The organism is Neptunomonas sp. XY-337 (assembly GCF_004959845.1).
Lineage (GTDB): Bacteria > Pseudomonadota > Gammaproteobacteria > Pseudomonadales > Balneatricaceae > Neptunomonas > Neptunomonas marina.
Genome location: NZ_SPLL01000013.1, coordinates 1 through 3238 on the forward strand (window position 1 = coordinate 1; position 3238 = coordinate 3238).

At 50.4% G+C, this 3238-nt stretch carries 2 rRNA genes; both read right to left on the reverse strand.

Annotation, left to right across the window (positions count from 1 at the left end):
• Positions 1–9 precede the first annotated feature (9 nt).
• Positions 10–125: ribosomal RNA gene (rrf, locus tag E4L36_RS17740) — 5S ribosomal RNA — on the reverse strand.
• Between the two features lie 106 nt (positions 126–231).
• Positions 232–3122 (reverse strand): 23S ribosomal RNA (locus E4L36_RS17745).
• Positions 3123–3238 lie beyond the last annotated feature (116 nt).

Below are 3238 nucleotides of genomic sequence, written 5' to 3' on the forward strand. Positions count from 1 at the left end.
TAATTAAAAGCTTGGCGATGTCCTACTCTCACATGGGGAAACCCCACACTACCATCGGCGCTAAATCGTTTCACTTCTGAGTTCGGGATGGGATCAGGTGGGTCCAACTCGCTATGGTCGCCAAACATAAACTGTTAAACAATACAGATTTGATGATCTAAATTCGTCTTACTTCCAACAAGCACACAGTGATTTTATCAACAGGTCTCTCACACACGCCTTTGGCGTTATATGGTCAAGCCTCACGAGCAATTAGTACTGGTTAGCTCAACGCCTCACAACGCTTCCACACCCAGCCTATCAACGTCCTAGTCTTGAACGGCTCTTTAGGGACCTTAAAGGTCCAGCGAGATCTCATCTTGAAGGGGGCTTCCCGCTTAGATGCTTTCAGCGGTTATCCCGTCCGAACGTAGCTACCCGGCAATGCCATTGGCATGACAACCGGAACACCAGAGGTTCGTTCACTCCGGTCCTCTCGTACTAGGAGCAACTCTTCTCAAATCTCAAACGCCCACGGCAGATAGGGACCGAACTGTCTCACGACGTTCTAAACCCAGCTCGCGTACCACTTTAAATGGCGAACAGCCATACCCTTGGGACCGGCTTCAGCCCCAGGATGTGATGAGCCGACATCGAGGTGCCAAACTCCCCCGTCGATGTGAACTCTTGGGAGGAATCAGCCTGTTATCCCCGGAGTACCTTTTATCCGTTGAGCGATGGCCCTTCCATACAGAACCACCGGATCACTAGCACCTACTTTCGTACCTGCTCGACGTGTCTGTCTCGCAGTTAAGCACCCTTATGCGCTTGCACTCATTGGCTGATTTCCGACCAGCCTGAGGGTACCTTCGTGCTCCTCCGTTACTCTTTGGGAGGAGACCGCCCCAGTCAAACTACCCACCACACAATGTCCTCGATCCCGATAAGGGAACTGAGTTAGAACCTCAACATTACCAGGCTGGTATTTCAAGATTGGCTCCATGCATACTGGCGTACACACTTCAAAGCCTCCCAGCTATCCTACACAAGTAATGTCAAAGTCCACTGTGAAGCTATAGTAAAGGTTCACGGGGTCTTTCCGTCTAGCCGCGGGTACGCTGCATCTTCACAGCGAGTTCAATTTCACTGAGTCTCGGGTGGAGACAGTGTGGCCATCGTTACGCCATTCGTGCAGGTCGGAACTTACCCGACAAGGAATTTCGCTACCTTAGGACCGTTATAGTTACGGCCGCCGTTTACCGGGGCTTCGATCAAGAGCTTCGCCTAAGCTAACCCCATCAATTAACCTTCCGGCACCGGGCAGGCGTCACACCCTATACGTCCACTTTCGTGTTTGCAGAGTGCTATGTTTTTAATAAACAGTCGCAGCCACCTGGTATCTTCGACCACCAACAGCTTAGGAAGTAAATTCCATCACCGTCAGCGGCGTGCCTTCTCCCGAAGTTACGGCACCATTTTGCCTAGTTCCTTCACCCGAGTTCTCTCAAGCGCCTTGGTATTCTCTACCTGACCACCTGTGTCGGTTTGGGGTACGGTTCATAATCATCTGAAGCTTAGAAGCTTTTCCTGGAAGCATGGCATCAACCACTTCTGTCCACATGGGACATCGTCATCAGCTCTCAGCCTTAAGAGATTCCGGATTTACCTAAAATCTCAGCCTACTGCCTTAAACAGGGACAACCAACGCCCTGATGGCCTAGCCTTCTCCGTCCCTCCATCGCAATGATTATAAGTACAGGAATATTAACCTGTTTCCCATCGACTACGCATCTCTGCCTCGCCTTAGGGGCCGACTCACCCTGCCTCGAATAGCGTTGGACAGGAACCCTTGGTCTTCCGGCGTGGGGGTTTTTCACCCCCATTATCGTTACTCATGTCAGCATTCGCACTTCTGATACCTCCACGGTGCCTTACAGCTTCCGCTTCAACGGCTTACAGAACGCTCCTCTACCATGCCATAAATGGCATCCGCAGCTTCGGTGTCTAGTTTTAGCCCCGTTATATCTTCCGCGCAGGCCGACTCGACTAGTGAGCTATTACGCTTTCTTTAAAGGGTGGCTGCTTCTAAGCCAACCTCCTAGCTGTCTAAGCCTTCCCACATCGTTTCCCACTTAACTAGAACTTTGGGACCTTAGCTGGCGGTCTGGGTTGTTTCCCTTTTCACGACGGACGTTAGCACCCGCCGTGTGTCTCCCATGATTGCACTCATTGGTATTCGGAGTTTGCATCGGGTTGGTAAGTCGGGATGACCCCCTAGCCGAAACAGTGCTCTACCCCCAATGGTGAGACATGAGGCACTACCTAAATAGTTTTCGAGGAGAACCAGCTATCTCCGGGCTTGATTAGCCTTTCACTCCGATCCACAGGTCATCCGCTGGCTTTTCAACGACAGTCGGTTCGGTCCTCCAGTTGATGTTACTCAACCTTCAACCTGCCCATGGATAGATCGCCCGGTTTCGGGTCTAATCCCAGCAACTAAACGCCCTATTAAGACTCGGTTTCCCTACGCCTCCCCTAAACGGTTAAGCTTGCTACTGAAATTAAGTCGCTGACCCATTATACAAAAGGTACGCAGTCACCGTCCGAAAACGGCTCCCACTGCTTGTACGTACACGGTTTCAGGTTCTATTTCACTCCCCTCACAGGGGTTCTTTTCGCCTTTCCCTCACGGTACTGGTTCACTATCGGTCAGTCAGGAGTATTTAGCCTTGGAGGATGGTCCCCCCATGTTCAGACAGGATATCACGTGTCCCGTCCTACTCGATTTCACTGTGTATAAGTTTTTAAATACGGGGCTATCACCCACTATGGCCACACTTTCCAGAGTGTTCTTCTAACTACAACACAGCTTAAGGGCTGCTCCCCGTTCGCTCGCCGCTACTTAGGGAATCTCGGTTGATTTCTTTTCCTCCGGGTACTTAGATGTTTCAGTTCCCCGGGTTCGCCTCTAAAGACCTATGTATTCAGTCTAAAGATACTCAATAAATTGAGTGGGTTTCCCCATTCGGAAATGTCCGGATCAAAGCTCGTTTACCAGCTCCCCGAACCTTATCGCAGGTTACAACGTCCTTCATCGCCTCTGACTGCCAAGGCATCCACCGTGCACGCTTTGTCACTTGACCATATAACCCGAAGGCGTCTGTTCAAGAGACTCTGTTCGTAACGATAAAATCACCATAAATTGGCACTTGTTAAAAACAAGACTTATTTCATCAAATCCACATTGTTAAAGAGCGTT